This window comes from Sphingomonas sp. SP5, assembly GCF_058313455.1.
In genome coordinates, this window is the sequence record NZ_JBZFLF010000004.1 from 319,651 (window position 1) to 338,601 (window position 18,951).

Genomic DNA, 18,951 nt, shown 5'->3' on the forward strand with positions numbered 1-18,951 from the left:
GTTGCGCCGCAGCGGTGTGGAAGACTTCATACATTCGGGGCACAGCCGCGAACCGAAGGTCCTATTCCTCGTCCGGTCCCAGCGCCGGGTCGAGGTCACGCGGGCGCACGTACCGGGTCAGCGAAGCGCCACCCGCCGCCACGGTGTTCCAGCGTTCGGCATCCAGCGTCATTTCGGCCAGCGTGGCGGTCGGATATTTTTGCTCGACCAGCAGGCGCAGGTCGCCGCCGCCTTCCGGCACCAGCATCAGCACCAGGTCCTCGAGGCCGGGATTATGCCCGACCATCAGCACGCGTCCCGCCGTGTCGGGGAGTTCGTGCACCACGTCGAGCAGCGTCGCCGCCGAGGCGAGATAGATGCGCCGTTCCCATACCGGGCCGAGCTTGCGGCCATAGCCCGCCTCGATCGCATCCAGCGTCTCGCCGACGCGGATCGCCGGTGACGCGACCACATGGTCGAAGGCGAGGTCGAGATCGCGCATATGCCGCCCGACCGTCTGCGCGGCGCGCTTGCCCTTGGCATTGAGCGGACGATCGAAATCGCGGGAGACGGGATCGTCCCAGCCGGACTTGGCGTGGCGCAGCAGCGTCAGCGTCTTCAACCGGCCTCTCCGTGGTGCATCGCGGGAGCCGCCTCATGCCCGAAATGGTCGGACAAGGAAAGCCGCGCACGCACCCGCGCCACCGCCTCGTCCAGCGTCACCCGTGCGATGCCGACGCCCGGCGGAAACGCAGCGAGCAGCCGCGACGGCATCGCCGCCGACAGCATCACGAACGCCCCGCGATCGTCGGCACGACGGATCAGCCGGCCGAACGCCTGCGCCAGCCGCGCCCGCACGATGCGGTCGTCATAAGCCGATCCGCCGCCTGCCAGCCGTCGCGCGGCATGCAGCACGCTCGGCTTGGGCCAGGGCACACCCTCCATCACCACCAGCCGCAGCGACCGGCCCGGCACGTCGACGCCATCGCGCAGCGCGTCGGTGCCGAGCAGCGAGGCGGCGGGATCGTCGCGGAAGATATCGACCAGCGTGCCCGTGTCGATCGGATCGACGTGCTGCGCGTGCAGCGGCAGCCCCTCGCGCGCCAGCCGATCCGCGATGCGGCCGTGCACGCCGCGCAGTCGCCGGATCGCCGTGAACAGCCCGAGCGTGCCACCGCCCGCGGCGACGATCAGCCGCGCATAGGCGTTGGCGAGCGCGGGCAGGTCGCCGCGCTTGACGTCGGTGACGATCAGCACCTCGGCAAGATCGGGATAGGCGAAGGGACTGCGCGCCTCGAACCGCGACGGCGCGCGGGCGAGATGCGGCGCGCCGACCCGCGCCTCCGCCGTGTCCCAATCGCCACCGCCGGTCAGCGTCGCCGAGGTGACGAGCGCGCCATGCGAAGGCTTCAGCACGATCTCGGCGAAGGGCTTGGTCGGATCGAGCCAGTGGCGGTGCAGGCCGATGTCATATTCGCGCCCCTCCACCCGATCGACCGCCAGCCAGTCGACATGCGCCGGATCGACTGGGCCGCCGATCCGGGCGAGCAGCGCCAGCCACGCCGCCACCGTCTCCGCCCGCCAGCCGATCGAGGCGATCGCGCCTTCCACCCGCGCCCGTGCCGGGGCATCCATCCAGTCGGGCGCCTCGGCCAGCACCGCCTCCAGCCGCCGCCCGAGCGTGACGAGCGGCCGCACCAGCGCATCGAGCGCTGCGGCGGCGGGCGCCGCCGCCTCGATCAATTCGGGCGTCGGTTCGGCCAGTTCGGTTTCCAGCCCGTAGCCGGCGTCGCCCGGCTGCTCGGCGCGCGCATAGGTGAGGCCGCGGACGGCGGCGAGCAGATGCTCGACCGGCCCGAACGGCGCGCCTTCGGCGATTCGCCCCAGCCAGCCGTCGCCGGCGAGGTGGCGCGCCGCCGCCACCGCATCCTGGATCGCAATGCCACCCTGTTCGTCATAGCTGGCGACATCCGACAACCGCGCCTGAAGCCCACGACGCCGGCCACGACCGCCGCTTTCCGGGCCGAGGATCCAGCGCCTGAGCTCGATCGTCTCCTGCCCGGTCAGCGCGGTGGAGAACATCGAATCGGCTGCTTCGAACAGGTGATGACCTTCGTCGAAGACATAGCGCGTCGGCCGCGTCGACGTTTCCCGCCCGCGCGCCGCATTGACCATCACCAGGGCATGATTGGCGATCACGACGTCCGCCTCCGCGCTCGCCCGCGCCGCGCGTTCGATGAAGCATTTCCGGTAATGCGGGCAGCCCGCATAGACGCACTCGCCGCGGCGATCGGTCAACGCCGCGGGGCCGTTGCGGCGGAACAGGGTAGGCAGCCAGCCGGGCAGATCGCCGCCGACCATGTCGCCATCGGCGCTATACGCCGCCCAGCGCGCGACCAGTTGCGCCAGGATCGCGGCGCGGCCGGCAAAGCCACCCTGCAACGCATCCTCCAGGTTGAGGAGGCACAGGTAATTCTCGCGGCCCTTGCGGGTCACCACCTTGTGCCGGCGCACCGCAGGATCGGGGAAAAGCCGCTCGGTTTCCTTGGACAATTGGCGTTGCAGCGCCTTGGTATAGGTGCTGATCCACACCGCACCGCCCGCCCGCTCCGCCCAGAGCGAGGCCGGGGCGAGATAGCCCAGCGTCTTCCCGATCCCCGTCCCCGCCTCGGCGAGCACGAGGTTGGGGGCGTCCCGCATCGCCCGCGGCGCAAAGGCATCGGTCGCTGCGGCGGCGAAGGCGCGCTGCCCAAGCCGCTCCTCGGCGCCATGGCCGGTGAGGTCGGCGAGCCGCGCCTCGGCGTCGGCGGGCGGGATCGCGACGGTCAGCGGTGCGGGGCGGGCGGCATGCTCCTCCCATTCGGGCAGCGTGGCGAACAACCAGCGTTCGTTGACCTTGGGCTTGGCGAGCAACGGCGCGATCGCCGGCGCCCAGGGCCAGCGCAGCCGGGTGAGCGACTGTGCCGCCGTCCAGGCGCCTTCGCGCTCGCGCCACTCGCCCTCCGGCACCGCGAGCAACGCCGCCGTCGCCTCACGCAGGAAGGCGGCGACATCCTCGTCCGCCTCGGGCGGCGACAGGTCGACGGCGCGCGCCAGCCCGCGGGGCGTCGGCACCGCAAAGCGGGCGGGATGCAGGAAGGCGAACAGCTCGAGCAGGTCGAGCCCGGACAGCTCCGGATACCCCAGCCGCTGGCCCACCAAGGGCGCATTGAGCAGGATCACCGGCGTATCCGCGGCGATCCGGATCGCCTCGCCCCGCCCGATCGGCCGCGTGCCCTCGGCATCGGCGATCCAGATGCCGCCGTGGCTGGCGTGGAGGGCGGGATAAGGGATCACGCCAAGGCCCATACCGCGGAACGAATCGCAAACGCCAGAGGCGGAATCAGAGGATGCCGGCGCCGTTCACCATCAGGTCGGGCAGCGTGATGCTGCGGATATCGCCCGCGAGCGGCACGATCCGCGCGTCAGCATAGTCCCCGTCGCGGGGCGTCCAGAATTGGTGGACTTCACGCCGGCTCACATCGGCGACCCAATATTCCGGAATGCCGTGTTCGGCATACAACTGCTTCTTGACCGTCAGGTCGGTGCGCAACGATGACGCGGCCACCTCGATCACGATCGCGATGTCCGCCGCTTCCCAGTAGCGGCCCTGCACATCCGGCTGCGCAACGAGGACGTCGGCGTCGGGCATACTGTGCGGAGGAAACGACAGGCTTGCCTCGACATAGGCATCGAGGGGCGAGGCAATGCCGCGCAGCGCCAGCCTTAACCGGAACATCAACTCGTTCTTCAACCGGCCATGCGGCACGTGCTCGGAATTCACGGTGACGATGACCCCCTCGATCAGCTCGACGCGCTGCATCGCGAACGCACCTGCCTCCCCGAGCAGTTCGTAGTCCTCGATGCGCAGCTTGAACGGCTGCAGTTCGCCGGGCGCCAGCATGTTCATGGCACCACCATAGCATTTGCGCTTCGCGCCCCAAAGCGGCAGATGCGCGGCGCTATGACTGACACCGACCTGCGCTCCGCCGCCCTCGATTCCAAGGCCTGGCCCTATGAGGAGGCGCGCAAGCTGCTCAAGCGCTATCCGGACGGCAAGCCCGGCGGTGCGCCGATCCTGTTCGAAACCGGCTACGGGCCGTCGGGCCTGCCGCATATCGGCACGTTCAACGAAGTGCTACGCACGACGATGGTGCGCAACGCCTTCCACGCGCTGTCGGACCAGCCGACCCGGCTGATCGCGTTCAGCGACGACATGGATGGTCTGCGCAAGGTGCCGGATAATGTCCCCAACGGCGACATGCTGCGTGAACACCTGGGCAAGCCGCTGACCCGCATCCCCGATCCGTTCGGCAAGTTCGACAGTTTCGCCGCGCACAACAACGCCATGCTGCGGCAATTCCTCGATCGCTTCGGCTTCGACTACGAGTTCGCCTCCTCCACCGAATATTACGAGGGCGGCCGGTTCGACGATGCGATCAAGGGTGTGCTGCGCCATTACCAGGGCATCCTGGACGTGATGCTGCCGACGCTGCGGGCGGAGCGACGCGAGACCTATTCCCCGGTGCTGCCGGTCAGCCCGGCCAGCGGCGTCGTGCTGCAGGTGCCGGTCGAAGTGATCGATGCGGAGGCGGGCACGATCGCCTTCACCGACGCGAGCGGCGAACGGATCGTCCAGTCCGCGCTCGGCGGCCAGTCGAAGCTGCAGTGGAAGGTCGACTGGGCGATGCGCTGGGTCGCGCTTGGCGTCGATTACGAGATGGCGGGCAAGGACCTGATCGATTCGGTGACGCAAAGCTCGAAGATCGCGCGCGTGCTCGGCGGCCGCCCGCCGGAGGGCTTCAACTACGAGATGTTCCTCGACGAAAAGGGCGAGAAGATCTCCAAGTCCAAGGGCAACGGCCTCAGCCTCGACCAGTGGCTGACCTATGGCCCCGAGGAAAGCCTCGCCTTCTTCGCCTATCGCGAGCCCAAGAAGGCGAAGGCGCTGCATTTCGGCGTCATCCCGCGCGCGGTCGACGATTACTGGCAGTTCCGCGGCAACTACCCGACGCAGGAAGTGGCGCAGCGGCTCGGCAATCCCGTCCACCACATCCATGACGGCAAGGTGCCGACGGCAACGCTGCCGGTCACGTTCGGCCTGCTGCTCAACCTCGTCGGCGTGATGGGGGAAGCGAGCAAGGAACAGGTCTGGGGTTATCTGCGCAACTACGTGCCCGAGGCGAATGCGGAGCGTGATCCCGAGCTCGACCGGCTGATCGGCTATGCGCTGGCCTATGCGCGCGATTTCGTCGCGCCGACGCTGAAGCGCCGTGCGCCGGAGGGCGTCGAGGTCGAGGCGCTGCGCCGCCTGGACGCCGACCTCGCTGCATTGCCCGGGGAGGCGAGTGCGGAGGATATCCAGAACGTGGTCTACGAAATCGGCAAAACCGCGGGATTCGAGTCACTGCGCGACTGGTTCAAGGCCCTGTACGAGACGCTGCTCGGGTCCGAGCAGGGCCCGCGCATGGGAAGCTTCATCGCCCTATATGGCGTGGACAACAGCCGCCGATTGATCGCCGAGGCGCTGGAAAAGGTGGCTTAACGCCTCCCCGACCAACGGGGAGAACATTGGGTACTCCCCCTTGCCCGAACCATTGATCTTGCTGCAATGCAGCAAGGCCGGTTAGGGCATCCATCATGACGTTACGACAGACCGCCGAGGCGCATCCCGGCCTCGTCCACCTCGCGCTGGCGGTGGGCGGGTTCGCGATCGGCACCACCGAATTCGCCGCCATGAGCCTGGAGCCCGACCTGGCGCGCGGGCTCGGCGTCGATGCGCCGACCGCGGGGCACGTCATCAGCGCCTATGCGCTGGGCGTGGTGGTCGGCGCACCGACGATCGCGGTGCTGTCCGCCAAGATGGCGCGGCGCACGCTGCTGATCGTGCTGATGGCCTTGTTCGCGATCGGCAATACGCTGTCGGCGCTGGCGCCCTCTTATGGCTGGATGCTCGCCTTTCGCTTCCTCGCCGGCCTGCCGCATGGCGCCTATTTCGGTATCGCCTCGCTGGTCGCTGCCTCGCTGGTGCCGGAGAGCAAACGCACGCAAGCGGTCGGCCGCGTGATGCTCGGGCTGACCGTCGCGACGATCGTCGGCGTACCGTTCGCGACGCTGCTGGGACAGGTCGCCAATTGGCGCTGGGTGTTCGCGCTGGTGGCGGTGCTGGCGCTGACCACCGCCACGCTGGTCGCCTTGCTCGCGCCCGTCGACGCGCCGGATCGCGATGCCAGTCCGTTGCGCGAGCTGGGCGCGCTACGGCGCAAGCAGGTGTGGCTGACGCTCGCCACCGGCGCGATCGGCTTTGGCGGCATGTTCGCGGTCTACACCTACCTCGCCGCGACCCTGACCGACGTCACCGGCCTTTCCCCCCGCATGGTGCCAGCGATGCTCGCGGTGTTCGGACTGGGCATGACGATCGGCAACCTCGTCGTGCCGCGCTTCGCCGACCGCGCGCTGATGCCGACTGCGGGCGTGCTGCTGCTGTGGTCGGCGGCGGCGCTGGCGCTCTATCCGCTTGCTGCCGGGCATGTCGCGACGATGACGCTGGACGTGTTCGCCATCGGCCTCGGCGGCGCGCTCGGCACCATCCTCCAGACGCGGCTGATGGACGTCGCCGGCGATGCCCAGGCGCTCGCCGCCGCGCTCAACCATTCGGCGTTCAACACCGCCAATGCGCTCGGTCCCTGGCTGGGCGGCCTCGCCATCGCAGGCGGGCTCGGCTGGACATCCACCGGTATCGTCGGCTGCGGCCTGGCGCTCGGCGGCTTCGCGATCTGGGCGGTGTCGCTGGCGGTGGAGCGCGGCGGCTTCGGCTTGTCGCACGCGCGCGAACCGCTACGCACGAGCCGATGACCAGACGCGGCCAGCACAGCGCATTGCGCAACTTTCTCCACAGCGAGGCGGCCGGCGGCATCGTGCTGATCGCCGCCGCGCTGATCGCGATCATCGTCGCCAACTGGCCGGCGACGGCGCATGGCTACGAAGCCCTGCTGCACCTGCGCACCGGCCCCGTCCTGGCCCCCGCGCTGGGGCCGATGACGCTGCACCTGTGGATCAACGACGGACTGATGGCGCTGTTCTTCCTGCTCGTCGGGCTCGAGATCAAGCGCGAGTTCGTCGACGGTCGGCTGGCGAGCGCGGATCGCCGCCGCCTGCCCTTCATCGCCGCGGCGGCGGGCATGGCGGCGCCCGCACTCGTCTTTCTGGCGGTTGCCGGGGCGGAACCGGTGCTGCAGCCCGGCTGGGCGATCCCCGCCGCGACCGACATCGCCTTTGCGATCGGCGTGCTCGCCCTGCTCGGCAGTCGCGTGCCGCCCGCACTGAAGCTGCTGCTCACCACCGTTGCCATCGTCGACGACATGGGCGCGGTCGCGATCATCGCCATCGCCTATACCGAATCGATCCGCGTCGCCGCACTCGCCGGCGCCGCGCTCGCGGTCGTCGTGCTGTACGTGCTGAACCGTCGCGGCGTGATGCGCCTGTGGCCCTATCTGCTGACCGGCGCGGCGCTGTGGCTGTTCGTGCTGCAATCGGGCGTGCATGCGACGATCGCCGGCGTCGTCACAGCGGCGTTGATCCCGATCCGGCTGTCGCCGGGCGCACCCGACGACGCGCATTCGCCGCTCCACCGGCTGGAACATGCGCTGCATCCCTGGGTCGCCTTCGCCATCGTGCCGCTGTTCGGTTTCGCCAATGCCGGCGTCTCGTTGGCGGGCACTTCGCTCGCCACCTTTGCCGAACCGCTGGTCCTGGGCGTCGCGCTTGGCCTCTTCCTCGGCAAGCAGGCGGGGATTTTCGGCGCGATCTGGGGCGCGGACCGGCTGGGCATCGCGCGCCGCCCGGAAGGGGTCGCCTGGGGCCAGCTCTATGGCATGGCGCTTGTCGCGGGGATCGGCTTCACGATGAGCCTGTTCATCGGCGGCCTGGCCTTTGCCGACCCGGCCCGGCTCGAACAGGTGAAGCTGGGCGTGCTGGCGGGATCGATCGCCTCCGCCCTCGCCGGTGCGGCGGTGCTGATCGCCTGCGGGCGGCGCCATGCCCGCTGACGCCGCCCTGCGGCAGGGGACACCCGCCTATCGTCGGTTGACGCTGGCGATGCTGTTCGCGGGCTTTTCGACCTTTTCGCTGCTCTATGCCGTGCAGCCGCTGCTGCCGCTGTTCGCCCATGATTACGGCCTCACGGCGGAGGGGGCATCGCTGGCGGTGTCGCTCGCCACCGGCCCGCTGGCGATCGGCATCCTGTTCGCCGGCATCCTGTCCGACCGACTCGGACGGCGGCCGCTGATGGTCTGGGCGATGTTCGCCGCCGGTACGCTGACGCTCGCCGCGGCGGCCGTGTCGGGGTGGCATATGCTGCTCGTGCTGCGCCTGCTTACCGGCATCGCGCTTGCCGGCGTGCCTGCGGTGGCGATGGCCTATGTCGCGGAGGAAGTGGACGCCGCCTCGGTCGGTGCCGCCATGGGCCTCTATATCGCCGGTAGCGCGATCGGCGGCATGGGTGGGCGGCTGATCGCCAGTCTGGTCGCCGATGTCGGTGGCTGGCGCTGGGCGCTGGGCTGCGTCGGCCTTGCCGGGGTGGCGATGGCCGAAGCCTTCCGCCGCCTCGCGCCTCCGTCGCACGGCTTCACGCCCGGCGTCGGCGCCAATCCGCTCCACGGCGCGGCGGCCTTGCTCCGCGACGAGGCACTGCCCCTGCTGTATGCCGAAGCGTTCCTGCTGATGGGCGTGTTCGTCACCATCTACAATTACGCAGGCTTCCGCCTGCTCGCCCCGCCCTATGGCCTCAGCCAGACGGCGGTCGGCGCGGTGTTCCTGCTCTACATCCTCGGTTCGGCCAGTTCGGCGCTGTTCGGGTCCTTCGCAGGCCGGGTCGGGCGACGGCGCGTCTTCTGGCTGCCGATCGTGCTGCTGATCGCCGGCATCGCCGCCACCGCCGCGCAGGCGCTCGTGATGGTCATCCTGGGCATCGCGCTGGTGACGGTCGGCTTCTTCGGTGCGCATTCGATCGCCAGCGCCTGGGTCGGCCGCCGCGCGCTCGGCAACCGCGGCCAGGGCGCGGCGCTCTACCTGTTCTTCTATTACATGGGGTCAAGCGTGCTCGGCTCCGCGGGCGGCTTCGCCTGGACGCACGCCGGCTGGCCGGGCGTCGCGGCGTTCTGCGCGATCCTGGGTGGCATCGCTCTCGTCATCGGCCTGCTGCTCGCCCGCATTCCGCCCTTGCCCCTGCCGGAAGGGGCGGACGCCGCGCCGGTCGAGGCCTAGCGCGCGGTTGCGTCCACCGGCGGCTGGCCTGCCAGCCGCCGCGATACCGCCTCCACCGCCTCCATCACCCGCAGGATGTTGCCACCGGCCAGCTTCGCCATGTCGGCATCGCTCCAGCCGCGCCGCACCAGTTCGGCGAACAGCGCCGGATAGCCATCGACGCCGGTCATGCCCCGCGGCGCGGTGCCGTTGATCCCGTCGTAATCGCCGCCCAGCCCGACGTGATCGTGTCCCGCCATTCTGGCGATATGCTCGACGTGATCCGCCACGTCCTTCACCCCGACCGCCGGCTCGGGGTGCGCCGCATCCCATGCGACCAGCGGTGCTGGCGCGCGTCCGCCATAGACGTTGGCCGGCACGCCGACCGACTTGGCGTAGGCGGTGCGCGCCGCGTCCCAGGCGCGCCATGCGTCCGACACGAACGCCGGATAGACGTTGACCATCACCACGCCCCCCTTGGCGCCGATCGCGCCGAGCAGGTCGTCGGGGATGTTGCGCGGCGCAACCGTCACCGCCCGCGCGCCGGAATGCGAGGCGATCACCGGCGCCACCGATACCGCCAGCGCATCGCGCATGGTCGTGTCGGCGACATGGCTGACGTCGACGATCATGCCGATGCGGTTCATCTCGGCCACCACCTGCCGCCCGAATGCGTTGAGGCCACCGGCGCGCGGCGCGTCGGTGGAACTGTCCGCCCACTCCAGGCTCTTGCCGTGGGTCAGCGTCATATAGCCGACGCCCAGCGCCTTGTACTGGCGCAGCACCGACAGGCGCCCATCGATCTGGTGGCCGCCCTCGACCCCGATCAGCGAAGCGATCCGGCCGCTCTTCTCGATCCGCCGCACGTCGGCGGCGGTCGTCGCCATCGCCAGATCCCTGGGATGCGCGGCGACGAAGCGGCGGACGATATCGATCTCTTCCAACGTCATCTCGACATTGCGCGGCCCGATCGTGTCCGCGGGGATCCACACCGACCAGAATTGCGCGCCGACATGGCCGCGGCGCAGCCGCGGGATGTCAGTTTGCAGCGGATGCGGCAGCGTCGCGGTGTCGCGGGATAGGTCGGTCGCCTCGACGACGCCGCCCTGCCCCTCGCGCAATTCCCAGGCGAGATCGTTGTGGCCATCGATCACCGGCATCGCCGTCAGCACCCGATCGACCCGCGCGGCGATGGCGGCATCGGACGGGACGGCCGCTGAGGACATTTGCGCGGCGACGAGAGCGAGAAGCAACATCGCGGCAATCAAGCAGCTTCCCCGCTCAGGGGCCAGCCGGTCTTGGCGGGCGGATAGCTTTTCTTTCTATTCCCACTAAGCTGATGGGATATCCTTCACGCATCTGGAGGACTGGCATGACCCGCGCATTCGCTCTCGCAAACCCGGCCGACCGGCGCTGACCGCCATGGCGTCGTCCGCACCCAGGCCCGATGGCGGCGCGACGCTCGGTCAGGCGGTCGACGCGCTACGTGGCGCTCGACAGGCGTGGCGCGAGCGGCAGCAGCCGGCACGCAGCGCAGCAGTCTTCCCGTCGCGCGGTGCCGTGGAGCGGATCGTCGAGCTGCTCGCGGAAGCGCTCTATCCGCGTCGGCTGGGGCTCCAGCGGGTCACGGCTGCCGATGAAGACCGCTTCGTCGCCGCCAAGCTTGCCGCGGCCTTCACCGAGTTGGAGCGCGAGATCGACCATGAGCTCGGCTATTGGCAGGCGGAGGCGCGCGCCGCTTTCGATCCCGAACAGGCGGCGACGATCGTCCGCCTGTTCGCCGGGACGCTTGGCGATATCCGCCGGTTAGTCGACAGCGACGTCGAGGCGGCGTTCCTCGGCGATCCCGCCGCGGGCAGCACCGACGAGATCCTGGTCTGCTACCCCGGCGCGATCGCCAGCCTGCACCATCGCATCGCGCACCAGTTGCACGGCCTCGGCGCGCCGATCGTCGCGCGCATGATCTCCGAACTCGCCAACGAGCGCACCGGCATCGACATCCACCCGGGCGCGACGATCGGCGAGCGCTTCTTCATCGATCACGGCACCGGCGTCGTGATCGGCGAAACCGCGATCGTCGGCAGCGGCGTGCGCCTCTACCAGCATGTCACGCTCGGCGCGCGCAGCCCGCTCGGTGCGGCACAACGGTCACCGCGGACACGCTATGCCCGCCACCCGATCGTCGGCGACGACGTCGTCATCTACGCCGGCGCGACGATCCTTGGCCCGGTGACGATCGGCGATGGTGCGACGATCGGCGGCAACGTCTGGTTGCTCGGCGACGTGCCGCCCGGCGGCGTCGTGGTGCAGCCGGAGGCCGACCTGCTCGCTCCCTCCGCCGCCCACGCCCTGCGCGACACGCTCGTCGCGGCGGTGGTGTGATGGCGCGCCGCATCGACCCTGCGCGCCGGCCGGTGATCGGCGTCCTGTGCTGCAACGAGGTGGCGGATCGTCCGATCCAGGTTGTCGCCAGCCGCTTCGTCGCGCCGCTGACCCATCTTGCCGGCGCGACGGTGCTGCTGGTGCCGGCGATGCCCGACACTGCCGATGTGGGAACGCTGTCGGCGATCCTCGATGGGCTGCTGCTCACCGGCTCGCGCAGTCACGTTGCGCCATGGCGCTACGGCGCGGCGCCGCTGCCCGCCGGCCAGACGGTGGACGAGGGGCGCGACGAGGTCGCGCTCGTGCTCGCCGGCCGGATGATCGAGGCGGGCAAGCCGGTATTCGGCATCTGCCGCGGTTTGCAGGAGATCAACGTGCTGTTCGGCGGCACACTGGCGCCCGCGGCCGATGCCGCGCGCCATCATCGCGGCGAAGGGCATGACGATTACGAATCGCTTTTTCACCACGGCCACGACGTCGAACTGAGCGCCTGCGGCCGGCTCGCCGATGCGACCGGAGCCCGCCGCGTACGCGTCAATTCGGTGCACCAGCAGGGGATCGACCGGCTCGGCGGCGGCCTCGCGGTGGAGGAGATCGATCCCGACGACGGGCTGGTGGAGGCGGTGTCGGCCCGCCCCTGCGGCGCCGACGTGCTCGGCGTGCAATGGCATCCTGAATGGGACGCCGGCACTGCGCCCGCCAGCCGCGCCTTCTTTTCGCTGATCGGTGCCGGCCTGCGCGGCGGCAGCGGCAGCCATAGCGTTTCAACACGGAGGACTGAATGAAGACTGCAATCCTGGCGCCGGCGCTTGCCCTCGCCGCCCTGAGCCTCGCCGCCTGCGGCCCAAAGGCCGATACCGGCAACAACGCAGCCGCCACCGACACGCTGACGCTCAACGAGGAAGGCGACGCCAGCCTCGGCAACAGCGACGCATTCGAAGCGAACGGCAGCGATCTGGCGGTCGACAACGGCAGCACAGCGCTCGGCGACAATGCGCTGACGCCGACCGACGGCAACGCGCTCTAAGACTTCGCTTCTCCACGAACACGCCAGGTAAGCTCCCTAGGCGTAGACTGGCGGTCCGACATTGCTGGTGTCGGGCCGTCTTTTTGTGCGTGTCACACCGTCGGTCGGGCTTCGAACCCCCGCGAGGTGTCATGCGCCACATCGTCGTGCACAGTCACGCCCGTGACATGCGAAGCGGGCGACCCTGCCCGGGCCTGCGCGACGATAGCCTCGATCGCCTCGCCCGGCCCCTGCACCACCGCCTCGACGCTGCCATCCGTGCGATTGCGCACCCAGCCATCGAGTCCCAGCGCCTGCGCCCGGCCGACGAACCACGCGCGATAGAACACGCCCTGTACCCGGCCGGTGACGATCAGGCGGCGACGGATCACGGCCGCTTCTTGTTCGCGAGTACGGCGCTTTCCCGCTTCAACGGCCGCGATACCGGGCATACCTCCTGCACGAAGCCGTTGAGCGTATTGGCGAGGCTTTCAGGCACTAACGCGTAGAAGACATACTGCCCACGCTTCTCGCTCGTCACCAGCCCCGCCGCCTCCAGCACCGACAGATGCTGCGAAATCGATGGCTTGGACATGGCGAAACGCGCGGCGATGTCGCCCGCGCTGAGTTCGGTATGGGCTAAGTACGCCAGAATTTGCCGTCGGACAGACGACGAGAGGGCTTCGAAGACGCGCTGCATGCCAGGCATTTAGGCGATGAGCTAAGCATTGACAAATCTCCTTATGTAGTTAGGCATATTCCTAATTGCCTAAGGAGCCTTTATGACGTGCGTGTCCACTGCCCGCATGGTTGCACTGCCCGACAGCAACGCGCTCGACGGCACCGTTCGGTGGGCGCCGGCGCGCTCGCTCTGGATGATCGGCATGACCGCTGCCGCGCTGATCCTCGCGCCTTTATACGTTACGCCTGGCGCGGTCCTGCTGTGGCTGACGACTTCGGCGATCACCTTGTGCCTGGGACATTCGATCGGCCTGCATCGCCTGCTCATCCACCGCAGCCTGAAGGCGTCGCACGGGTTCGAGCGTCTGCTTGCCTATCTCGGAACCTTGGTCGGCATGGCAGGGCCGCTCGGTATGGTGCGCCTGCACGATACGCGCGACTGGGCGCAGCGGCAGGCGCAATGCCATGACCTGCATGCGCATCGCACGACGCTGATGCGTGATGCATGGTGGCAGATGCACTGCCGGCTCGAACTCGCGCATCCGCCCCGGTTCATGCTGGAGGAGCGGTTGAGCAACGATCGGACGCTGCGTTTCCTAGAGCAGACATGGATGGCGCAGCAGCTGCCCTGGGCCCTGCTCTTTCTTTGGGTCGGCGGCTTGCCGTGGCTGATTTGGGGTGTGCCGGTTCGCGTCGCCGTCGGCGTGACGGGACATTGGCTTGTAGGTCACATCACCCATCGCGGCGGTCCGCAAGGGTGGCAGGTCGATGGAACGGCTGTGCAGGGTCACGATTTGCCCGCTGCGGCGTTCATCACCTTCGGCGAGGCGTGGCACGGCAACCATCATGCCTGGCCCGAATCGGCCAGGTTAGGGATCGAGCCAGGTCAGATCGATCCAGGCTGGTCGACCTTGCTGATGCTGCGCAGGCTGGGGCTTGTCTGGGAATTGCAGGAACCGGCGATGCTCGAGCCTCGCGCGGGACTGCGGCGGGTGAGTCCACCTGCGGTTGGCAAGCGACGCGGGAGTGGATCCCGCGTCGCGTAGCGTCAGACGGCGCCGGAGCGCCGCTGGCCGTGCTGCGCGCTATGCGCTGGCACCGTCCGCCGTCAGAGCTTTTCGGTCAGCTCCGGCACCACCTTGAACAGGTCGCCGACCAGGCCGATGTCGGCGACCTGGAAGATCGGCGCGTCCTCGTCCTTGTTGATCGCGACGATCACCTTGGAATCCTTCATGCCGGCAAGGTGCTGGATCGCACCCGAGATACCGACCGCGATATAGACTTCCGGTGCGACGATCTTGCCGGTCTGACCGACCTGATAGTCGTTGGGCACGAAGCCCGCATCCACCGCCGCGCGGCTGGCACCGACGCCGGCGCCGAGCTTGTCGGCCAGCGGCTCGATCAGCTTGGTGAAGTTTTCGCCGTTCTGCAGCGCGCGACCGCCCGACACGATGATCTTGGCGCTGGTGAGTTCGGGTCGCGCATTCTCGGCGATCTCGGCGCCGACGTAGGTAGACACGCCCTTGTCACCGGCCGGCGTGATCGCTTCGACCGTGCCCGAGCCCCCCTCGGTTGCCGCCTTCTCGAAGGCGGTGCCGCGCACGGTGATGACCTTCTTGGCATCCGACGTCTGCACCGTCGCGATCGCGTTGCCGGCATAGATCGGCCGGGTGAAGGTATGCTCGCTCTCCACCGACAAGATATCGCTGATCTGCATGACGTCGAGCAGAGCGGCGACGCGCGGCGCGACGTTCTTGCCCGTGGTGGTCGACGGCGCGACGAAGGCGTCGTGCGTGTCCATCAGCTGCACCACCAGCGGCGCGACGTTCTCGGCGAGCGCATGGGCATAGGCCGCATCGTCGGCGACGTGCACCTTGCCGACGCCGGCGATCTGCGCCGCGGCTTGCGCGACGCCGTCGACGCCCTGTCCGGCGACGAGGAGGTGGACCTCACCCAACTTCGATGCGGCAGTCACCGCAGCGAGCGTGGCATCCTTGACCGTCGAGCCATCGTGCTCGACCCAGACGAGCGTCTTCACTTGGCAATCCCCATCGCATGCAGCTTCATCACGAGTTCGTCGACATCGGCGACCTTGACGCCCGCCTGCCGCTTGCCCGGCTCGACGACCTTCAGCGTCGTGATCCGCGGCGTCACGTCGACGCCGTAATCGGCAGCGGTCTTCTGCGCCAAGGGCTTCGACTTCGCCTTCATGATGTTGGGCAGCGAGGCATAGCGCGGCTCGTTGAGGCGCAGGTCGGTGGTGACGATCGCGGGCAGCGGGAATTTGTCCGTTTCGAGACCGCCATCGACCTCGCGCGTCACGGTGACGTCGCTTGCCGTGAGTTCGACCTTCGAGGCGAACGTCCCCTGGCCCCAGCCGAGCAGACCGGCGAGCATCTGGCCGGTCTGGTTGTTGTCGTCGTCGATCGCCTGCTTGCCGAGGATGACGAGGCTCGGCTGCTCCTCCTCGACGATCTTGGCGAGGATCTTGGCGACGCCGAGCGGTTCGACCTTGGTGTCACTGGTCACCAGGATGCCGCGGTCCGCCCCCATCGCGAGCGCGGTGCGGATCGTCTCCTGCGCCTTCGGCTCGCCGATCGAGACGACGACGATTTCGGTGACGCCCTTGTCCTTCAAGCGGATGGCTTCCTCGACGGCGATCTCGTCGAACGGGTTCATGCTCATCTTGACGTTGGCCAGGTCGACACCCGACCCGTCCGCCTTCACCCGGGGCTTCACGTTATAGTCAAGCACGCGCTTGACCGGCACCAGCACCTTCATTGGCTTCCTTCCGATTGCGCCTCCGACGCTTTTTTCGGCGTCGTATCGGCGGATGAGATGGCTGTTTCCCGTGTCTTTCGCAAGTCCGGTACGGTTTGGCCCGCTTGCCGTAGCGGCATGCCAGCCTTTGAAACGAATCAGGCCCGGACATGATGCCCGAGCCTGAAGAAATTTACGAGATTCGTCGGCGGGTTTGCCACACCAATGCCTCGAGCCGTTCGTCACTCCGGACGTGTTCCGGAGTCCACTGCACAGCGAGCGCAGGTCCAGAGGCTCATGGCGGTCCGCCTGCGGACGCGTGGACCCCGGAACGAGTCCGGGGTGACGGGGCGCTGGTGGAAGCGCCCCGCCTTTCGGATCACGCCGCCTTCTGCACCTCGGCGACGATCTTCTTCGCGGCATCGCCCAGGTCGTTGGCAGGAACGATCGCGAGGCCGGAATTGGCCAGGATGTCCTTCCCGGCCTGCACGTTGGTACCTTCCAGACGGACGACCAACGGCACCGACAGGTTCACCTCCTTGGCGGCAGCGACGATGCCCTCGGCGATGATGTCGCACTTCATGATGCCGCCGAAGATGTTGACCAGGATGCCCTTCACCGCGGGGTCGGCCAGGATGATCTTGAATGCGGCCGTCACCTTCTCCTTGTTGGCGCCGCCGCCGACGTCGAGGAAGTTGGCCGGGAACATGCCGTTGAGCTTGATGATGTCCATCGTCGCCATGGCAAGGCCCGCGCCGTTGACCATGCAGCCGATGTCGCCGTCGAGCTTGATGTAGGCGAGGTCGTACTTCGACGCCTCCAGCTCCATCGCGTCCTCTTCGGTGGTGTCGCGCAGCTCCATCAGGTCCTTGTGACGGAACATGGCGTTGCCGTCGAAGCCGACCTTGGCGTCGAGGACGACCAGCTTGCCGCCGTCGGTGACGGCGAGCGGGTTGATCTCGATCTGCTCGGCGTCGGTGCCGAGGAAGGCGTCGTACAGCTTGGACGCGACGCTGGCCGCCTGCTTGGCGAGATCACCGGTCAGCTCCAGCGCCGCGGCAACGGCACGGCCGTGATGCGGCATGAAGCCGGTCGCGGTGTCGATGTCGATCGAGTGGATCTTTTCCGGCGTGTCGTGCGCAACGGTTTCGATGTCCATGCCGCCCTCGGTCGAGGCGACCATCGAGACGCGGCCGGTCGCACGGTTGACGAGCAGCGCGAGGTAGAATTCCTTCGCGATGTCGACGCCGTCGGTGATGTAGAGGCGGTTGACCTGCTTGCCGGCATCGCCGGTCTGGATGGTCACCAGCGTGTTGCCGAGCATGTCGGCCGCATGCGCGCGCACTTCATCGGCGGTCTTGGCAAGGCGGACGCCGCCCTTGGCGTCGGGGCCGAGTTCCTTGAACTTGCCCTTGCCGCGGCCGCCGGCGTGGATCTGCGCCTTTACGACGTAGAGCGGTCCGGGAAGCTTCTTCGATGCCTCGACGGCCTCTTCGACGCTGAGCGCGGCGAAACCGGCGGGAACGGGCACGCCGAACTTCGCCAGCAGTTCCTTGGCTTGATATTCGTGGATGTTCATGGCCTGCCTCGCATGATGCTGGTAAGAGGAGATTGGAGCAGCCTTTCGCACAGGCCGACCGGCGAATCCACCCCGGATCGTGAAGGGGCCCCATTCGTTATTGCAAACGCATCGCATTAGACGGAGCACGCATGTCCTGGCGCTCGGCATCCTTCTGTTTCTCCTGACAGTGGTCGGCATGAAGGGATTGGCCTATGCCGCGCACCGCTGGATCATGCACGGACCCGGCTGGTTCCTGCACGCCAGCCACCACCGTCAGCGGCACGGCAACTGGGAACTCAACGACTTGTATGCCGCGATCTTCGCGGTGCCCTCGTTCGTGCTGCTGCTGGACGCCCTGCAACTCGGCTGGTGGCCGGGCTGGGCTTGGATCGGCGCGGGGATCGCCGCCTATGGCGCAGTCTATTTCGGCTTCCACGACATCATCGTCCACCAGCGGATCGCGACGCGCTACCTGCCCAAGTCCGCCTATATGAAGCGCATCGTCCAGGCGCATCGGCTGCATCACGTCGTCGAGACGCGGGAGGGCAACGTCAGCTTCGGCTTCCTGGTCGCGCCGCATCCCGAGGGATTAAAGGCGGAATTGAAGCGTCGCGGCCGGCAGGGGGTACGTGCGCCCGCGGCGGCCGAGACGTCGTTGGCAGAAAAGTAACCACTGACATGGCAGGCACGCTGCCATGGAACAGCCGATCTTCACGCCGCCCTTCGAACCCGTCGATCCGACGGACGAGTCGCGTCAGGCGCTGCGCAAGGCGGTCAAGATGCGCGCGCACCTGCGCGATCGTGGCCAGACGCGCTTCGAGATCGAGGTGACCGACCTGTCACTCTCCGGCTTCCGCGCCGAAACGAGCTTCACGTTATGGCCGGGCACGGTGGTGTGGCTGACCCTGCCGGGGCTCGCCGGACTGGAGGCGGTGGTCGCGTGGCGCGACAAGTTCAAATATGGCTGCGCCTTCGCGAAACCGTTGCACCCGGCGGTGTTCGATCACATCGTGGCGCTGTCGCAAAGGTAGGCGCGGCAACGCCCGCGCCGGTGCGCGGCACGCGCAACCTTGCGACCGGCCGGCGGGTCGGTGCAACCGAGCCCGTCCGACGGCGGCTTTGCCGTCGTCGCTGCTAGGACCAATCGACCTTTGATCCTCCCCCGCCAGGGGGAGGATGAAGGGGATCCCTCATCTTGGATGTCGATCAGCCCTAATGTCCTCCGAAAAGGACGCCGGCAAAGCCGTCGTCAGTCGGGTCGCGCCGGCGCGCGCCCGCTGGCCGGATTGACCGCTGCGCG

19 protein-coding genes are annotated in these 18,951 nt (G+C 68.3%); 10 read left to right on the plus strand and 9 right to left on the minus strand.

Translation table 11 applies throughout. From position 1 onward, the window contains the following. Positions 1 to 61: 61 nt before the first annotated feature. From AC4GY7_RS12395 to AC4GY7_RS12405, 3 genes are read right to left on the minus strand one after another with little or no spacing between them, the layout of a single operon-like run. The gene (locus tag AC4GY7_RS12395) at positions 62 to 601 is read right to left on the minus strand and encodes a SixA phosphatase family protein (RefSeq protein ID WP_491114492.1); all 540 of its coding nucleotides are present in this window, start codon (positions 599 to 601) and stop codon (positions 62 to 64) included. Continuing rightward, positions 598 to 3,315 (minus strand): ATP-dependent DNA helicase, encoded by a 2,718-nt coding sequence (locus tag AC4GY7_RS12400; protein WP_443583513.1) that lies wholly within the window; start codon positions 3,313 to 3,315, stop codon positions 598 to 600. The genes AC4GY7_RS12395 and AC4GY7_RS12400 overlap by 4 nt, the downstream gene beginning before the upstream one ends. A gap of 46 nt (positions 3,316 to 3,361) precedes the next feature. Beyond that, positions 3,362 to 3,928 carry a Uma2 family endonuclease gene (locus AC4GY7_RS12405; RefSeq protein WP_491114495.1) on the minus strand — a complete coding sequence of 189 codons (567 nt, stop codon included), beginning with the start codon at positions 3,926 to 3,928 and terminating at the stop codon, positions 3,362 to 3,364. A gap of 54 nt (positions 3,929 to 3,982) precedes the next feature. Between AC4GY7_RS12405 and AC4GY7_RS12410 the strand changes: the two genes are divergently transcribed. The 4 genes from AC4GY7_RS12410 (at position 3,983) to AC4GY7_RS12425 (ending at position 9,282) form a co-directional block, all read left to right on the plus strand. Beyond that, a complete protein-coding gene (locus AC4GY7_RS12410; protein WP_491114498.1) occupies positions 3,983 to 5,563 on the plus strand; it encodes a lysine--tRNA ligase in 1,581 nt (526 codons plus the stop codon). Between the two features lie 95 nt (positions 5,564 to 5,658). Then, complete coding sequence (locus tag AC4GY7_RS12415) at positions 5,659 to 6,873, plus strand: MFS transporter (RefSeq protein ID WP_491114501.1); 1,215 nt, start codon at positions 5,659 to 5,661, stop codon at positions 6,871 to 6,873. Beyond that, positions 6,870 to 8,066, plus strand: coding sequence for a Na+/H+ antiporter NhaA (gene nhaA, locus AC4GY7_RS12420; protein ID WP_491114503.1), 1,197 nt, complete (start codon positions 6,870 to 6,872; stop codon positions 8,064 to 8,066). The genes AC4GY7_RS12415 and nhaA overlap by 4 nt, the downstream gene beginning before the upstream one ends. Then, positions 8,056 to 9,282, plus strand: a complete 1,227-nt coding sequence (locus tag AC4GY7_RS12425; protein ID WP_491114506.1) for an MFS transporter — start codon at positions 8,056 to 8,058, stop codon at positions 9,280 to 9,282. The genes nhaA and AC4GY7_RS12425 overlap by 11 nt, the downstream gene beginning before the upstream one ends. Here AC4GY7_RS12425 and AC4GY7_RS12430 read toward each other — a convergent pair. Further along, entirely contained in the window at positions 9,279 to 10,517 is a 1,239-nt protein-coding gene (locus AC4GY7_RS12430) for a dipeptidase (protein ID WP_491114509.1), read from the minus strand. The two genes, AC4GY7_RS12425 and AC4GY7_RS12430, sit on opposite strands and share 4 nt — an antisense overlap. A 166-nt stretch (positions 10,518 to 10,683) precedes the next feature. Between AC4GY7_RS12430 and epsC the strand changes: the two genes are divergently transcribed. Genes epsC through AC4GY7_RS12445 form a run of 3 tightly spaced genes read left to right on the plus strand, consistent with a single transcriptional unit; the run spans position 10,684 to position 12,670 of the window. Next, positions 10,684 to 11,643 (plus strand): serine O-acetyltransferase EpsC, encoded by a 960-nt coding sequence (epsC, locus tag AC4GY7_RS12435; RefSeq protein ID WP_491114511.1) that lies wholly within the window; start codon positions 10,684 to 10,686, stop codon positions 11,641 to 11,643. Further along, complete coding sequence (locus AC4GY7_RS12440; RefSeq protein WP_491114514.1) at positions 11,643 to 12,428, plus strand: gamma-glutamyl-gamma-aminobutyrate hydrolase family protein; 786 nt, start codon at positions 11,643 to 11,645, stop codon at positions 12,426 to 12,428. The genes epsC and AC4GY7_RS12440 overlap by 1 nt, the downstream gene beginning before the upstream one ends. Next, complete coding sequence (locus tag AC4GY7_RS12445; protein ID WP_491114517.1) at positions 12,425 to 12,670, plus strand: hypothetical protein; 246 nt, start codon at positions 12,425 to 12,427, stop codon at positions 12,668 to 12,670. The genes AC4GY7_RS12440 and AC4GY7_RS12445 overlap by 4 nt, the downstream gene beginning before the upstream one ends. Positions 12,671 to 12,762: 92 nt before the next feature. Here the strand turns inward: AC4GY7_RS12445 and AC4GY7_RS12450 are convergent, their stop codons facing one another. Together AC4GY7_RS12450 and AC4GY7_RS12455 are read right to left on the minus strand one after the other, a co-directional pair. Then, a complete protein-coding gene (locus AC4GY7_RS12450; RefSeq protein WP_491114519.1) occupies positions 12,763 to 13,041 on the minus strand; it encodes an acylphosphatase in 279 nt (92 codons plus the stop codon). After that, the gene (locus AC4GY7_RS12455) at positions 13,038 to 13,349 is read right to left on the minus strand and encodes a metalloregulator ArsR/SmtB family transcription factor (protein WP_443583524.1); all 312 of its coding nucleotides are present in this window, start codon (positions 13,347 to 13,349) and stop codon (positions 13,038 to 13,040) included. The genes AC4GY7_RS12450 and AC4GY7_RS12455 overlap by 4 nt, the downstream gene beginning before the upstream one ends. Positions 13,350 to 13,431: 82 nt before the next feature. Between AC4GY7_RS12455 and AC4GY7_RS12460 the strand changes: the two genes are divergently transcribed. Beyond that, complete coding sequence (locus AC4GY7_RS12460; RefSeq protein WP_491114522.1) at positions 13,432 to 14,376, plus strand: acyl-CoA desaturase; 945 nt, start codon at positions 13,432 to 13,434, stop codon at positions 14,374 to 14,376. Between the two features lie 62 nt (positions 14,377 to 14,438). Here AC4GY7_RS12460 and AC4GY7_RS12465 read toward each other — a convergent pair whose 3' ends face one another. The 3 genes from AC4GY7_RS12465 to sucC form a co-directional block, all read right to left on the minus strand. Beyond that, entirely contained in the window at positions 14,439 to 15,368 is a 930-nt protein-coding gene (locus AC4GY7_RS12465) for an electron transfer flavoprotein subunit alpha/FixB family protein (protein ID WP_491114525.1), read from the minus strand. Further along, positions 15,365 to 16,111 (minus strand): electron transfer flavoprotein subunit beta/FixA family protein, encoded by a 747-nt coding sequence (locus tag AC4GY7_RS12470; protein ID WP_443583527.1) that lies wholly within the window; start codon positions 16,109 to 16,111, stop codon positions 15,365 to 15,367. The genes AC4GY7_RS12465 and AC4GY7_RS12470 overlap by 4 nt, the downstream gene beginning before the upstream one ends. Positions 16,112 to 16,469: 358 nt before the next feature. Then, on the minus strand, positions 16,470 to 17,669 hold the full coding sequence (gene sucC / locus AC4GY7_RS12475) for an ADP-forming succinate--CoA ligase subunit beta (RefSeq protein ID WP_491114528.1): 1,200 nt from the start codon (positions 17,667 to 17,669) through the stop codon (positions 16,470 to 16,472). A gap of 178 nt (positions 17,670 to 17,847) precedes the next feature. On the opposite strand from sucC, the gene AC4GY7_RS12480 reads away from it, so the two are divergent. Both AC4GY7_RS12480 and AC4GY7_RS12485 read left to right on the plus strand, forming a co-directional pair. Continuing rightward, positions 17,848 to 18,321, plus strand: coding sequence for a sterol desaturase family protein (locus AC4GY7_RS12480; RefSeq protein ID WP_491114531.1), 474 nt, complete (start codon positions 17,848 to 17,850; stop codon positions 18,319 to 18,321). Between the two features lie 25 nt (positions 18,322 to 18,346). Beyond that, positions 18,347 to 18,682 (plus strand): PilZ domain-containing protein, encoded by a 336-nt coding sequence (locus AC4GY7_RS12485; RefSeq protein ID WP_443583530.1) that lies wholly within the window; start codon positions 18,347 to 18,349, stop codon positions 18,680 to 18,682. Positions 18,683 to 18,951: the final 269 nt, after the last annotated feature.